The following is a 3,494-nucleotide window of genomic DNA, read 5'->3' on the forward strand; positions in this document are numbered from 1 at the left end:
TTCAAAAAAAGGCGGCGGCCTACTCTCCCACTTGGTGTAGCAGTACCATCGGCGCAGACGGGCTTAACTTCCCTGTTCGGAATGGTAAGGGGTGGGCCCCGTCGCCATGGCCACCTAAAATCTTTGTGCCGGAGGTTCTCCGACACCTAATATCGTTGACATAATAATGGGACAGGGCGGCCTTTTCGGTCGCACTTATGTAAGGTAAACTACAAGAAACTCTGTATTCAAAAAAAAGGTTTGTTGCGCCCCGCGGTTTCCCACGGGGCGGCGTTTGCGCAAGCCAACGGGCAATTAGTACCACTCGGCTACGGACATTGCTGCCCTTCCACCTATGGCCTATCGACGTGGTCATCTCCCACGGCCCTTTAAAGAAATCTCATCTTGTGGCGGGTTTCGCGCTTATATGCTTTCAGCGCTTATCCCATCCCGACATAGCTACCCAGCAATGCCCCTGGCGGGACAACTGGTGCACCAGCGGTCGGTCCAACCCGGTCCTCTCGTACTAGGGTCAGGTCCACTCAAATTTCTAACGCCCGCAGTAGATAGAGACCGAACTGTCTCACGACGTTCTGAACCCAGCTCGCGTGCCACTTTAATGGGCGAACAGCCCAACCCTTGGGACCTTCTCCAGCCCCAGGATGTGACGAGCCGACATCGAGGTGCCAAACCCCCCCGTCGATATGAGCTCTTGGGGGAGATCAGCCTGTTATCCCCGGCGTACCTTTTATCCTTTGAGCGATGGCCCTTCCATGCGGAACCACCGGATCACTATGCTCTACTTTCGTACCTGGTCGACCTGTATGTCTCTCAGTCAAGCGCCCTTGTGCCATTGCACTCTGCACACGATTGCCAACCGTATTGAGGGCACCTTTAGAAGCCTCCGTTACTCTTTTGGAGGCGACCACCCCAGTCAAACTACCCACCACGCACTGTCCTCCCATAAGGGAGTTAGGCCCCGGACAAACAAAGGCTGGTATTTCAACAATGACTCCACCACACCTGGCGATGCAGCTTCAAAGTCTCCCAGCTATCCTACACATTGGTTGCCCAAGGTCAATACGAAGCTATAGTAAAGGTGCACGGGGTCTTTTCGTCCCACTGCGGGTAACCGGCATCTTCACCGATACTACAATTTCACCGAGCTCATGGCCGAGACAGTGTCCAGATCGTTGCACCATTCGTGCAGGTCGGAACTTACCCGACAAGGAATTTCGCTACCTTAGGACCGTTATAGTTACGGCCGCCGTTTACTGGGGCTTCAATTCAATGCTTCTCCTTGCGAATGACATCTCCTCTTAACCTTCCAGCACCGGGCAGGTGTCAGGCCCTATACTTCATCTCTCGATTTTGCAGAGCCCTGTGTTTTTGATAAACAGTCGCCTGGACCTCTTCACTGCGGCCACGCTAGAAGCGTGGCGACCCTTCTCCCGAAGTTACGGGTCTATTTTGCCTAGTTCCTTAGCCATGAATCTCTCGAGCGCCTTAGAATACTCATCCCAACCACCTGTGTCGGTTTGCGGTACGGGCTGCTTCACTTGGTTTTCTCGGAGGATGTTAAGCTGGATTATCACCTTGGCCGGAGCCTCAGTGTACTATCGGGGCGTCACCGCTCCCTTCAACGTACTATTCCGTCAGTACGCACCAACGCCACATCCCCGTCACTTTTAACGTGAGCAGGTACAGAAATATTAATCTGTTGTCCATCCACTACCCCCTTCGGGTTCGTGTTAGGTCCCGACTGACCCCCAGCTGATTAGCATAGCTGGGGAAACCTTGGTCTTTCGGCGTGCGGGTTTCTCGCCCGCATTATCGTTACTTATGCCTACATTTTCGTTTGTAGCTCCTCCACCACGCCTTACAGCGTAGCTTCAGCGGCACTACAATGCTCCCCTACCCCTCTATAAATAGAAGTCACAGCTTCGGTGATATACTTATGCCCGATTATTATCCATGCGGAACCGCTCGACCAGTGAGCTGTTACGCACTCTTTAAATGAATGGCTGCTTCCAAGCCAACATCCTGGCTGTCAGTGCAGTTCCACCGCGTTATATCAACTTAGTATATACTTTGGGACCTTAGCTGGTGATCTGGGTTCTTTCCCTCTCGGACATGGACCTTAGCACCCATGCCCTCACTGCGCACAATCATTTCATAGCATTCGGAGTTTGTCAGGAATTGGTAGGCGGTGAAGCCCCCGCATCCAATCAGTAGCTCTACCTCTATAAAACTATGTACACGCTGCACCTAAATGCATTTCGGGGAGTACGAGCTATTTCCGAGTTTGATTGGCCTTTCACCCCTACCCACAGGTCATCCCAAGACTTTTCAACGTCAACGGGTTCGGTCCTCCACTGTGTGTTACCACAGCTTCAACCTGCCCATGGGTAGATCACACGGTTTCGCGTCTACTACTACTGACTATGGCGCCCTGTTCAGACTCGCTTTCGCTACGGATCCGCACCTGAAGTGCTTAACCTTGCCAGTAAAAGTAACTCGTAGGCTCATTATGCAAAAGGCACGCCGTCACCCCCGAAGGGGCTCCGACCGCTTGTAGGCGTATGGTTTCAGGATCTTTTTCACTCCCTTGTTCAGGGTTCTTTTCACCTTTCCCTCACGGTACTGGTTCACTATCGGTCTCTCAGGAGTATTTAGTCTTGGCGGATGGTCCCGCCGGATTCATACAGGGTTTCACGTGCCCCGCACTACTCAGGATACCGCTATCGATAATGTTCTTTGCTCTTACGGGACTATCACCCTCTACGGTCCCTCTTTCCAAAGGGTTCTGATTCATCGCACATCGAATCTCGCGGTCCTACAACCCCGATATTGCCGAAACAACATCGGTTTGGACTAATCCGCTTTCGCTCGCCACTACTCACGGAATCACTTTTGTTTTCTCCTCCTCCGGCTACTTAGATGTTTCAGTTCACCGGGTTTGCCTCCCTTGCGGGATACCATACCTTCAATATGGTGGGTTGCCCCATTCGGATACCTGCGGATCATATCGTGTGTGCCGATCCCCGCAGCTTTTCGCAGCTTATCGCGTCCTTCATCGCCTCTGAGAGCCTAGGCATTCCCCATACGCCCTTATCTAGCTTGTCGCCAGACCTTTTATATTATTGTCCGCCCCCTTCCGCGGCAGCGTCAGGGGGCTTCTTACTTGTAATTTACTTGTACTTTACTTTACTTTCGTGTTTCTTTTTCAGCGTACGCAAAGACCTGAATCTTTTGCGCACCCTGTCCCAATATGTCAATGAACGTTCTGGCCGGTGCCACTGCCCCTTTGACGGCCTTTGGCCGGGACAATGGCAGCGTTGTGCCAATGTGGAGAATATCGGAGTCGAACCGATGACCTCCTGCGTGCAAGGCAGGCGCTCTAGCCAGCTGAGCTAATCCCCCGTTTTCCTATAAGTCGGCAGTTGCCAGTCAATAGTCGGCAGGTTTCCCAACTTCTAGAATTTCCTAATTCAATAATTTCAATCAATGAACGT

At 52.2% G+C, this 3,494-nt stretch carries 1 tRNA gene and 2 rRNA genes; all 3 read right to left on the reverse strand.

Annotated features, from left to right (window positions below):
• Positions 1-6: 6 nt before the first annotated feature.
• A 5S ribosomal RNA gene (rrf, locus tag LV92_RS21615) occupies positions 7-118 on the reverse strand.
• 156 nt (positions 119-274) lie between these two features.
• Positions 275-3,106: ribosomal RNA gene (locus tag LV92_RS21620) — 23S ribosomal RNA — on the reverse strand.
• Positions 3,107-3,328: 222 nt separating this feature from the next.
• Positions 3,329-3,402, reverse strand: a tRNA-Ala gene (locus LV92_RS21625).
• Positions 3,403-3,494 lie beyond the last annotated feature (92 nt).

Origin of the sequence: Arenibacter echinorum, assembly GCF_003259375.1 — a bacterium.
Lineage (GTDB): Bacteria > Bacteroidota > Bacteroidia > Flavobacteriales > Flavobacteriaceae > Arenibacter > Arenibacter echinorum.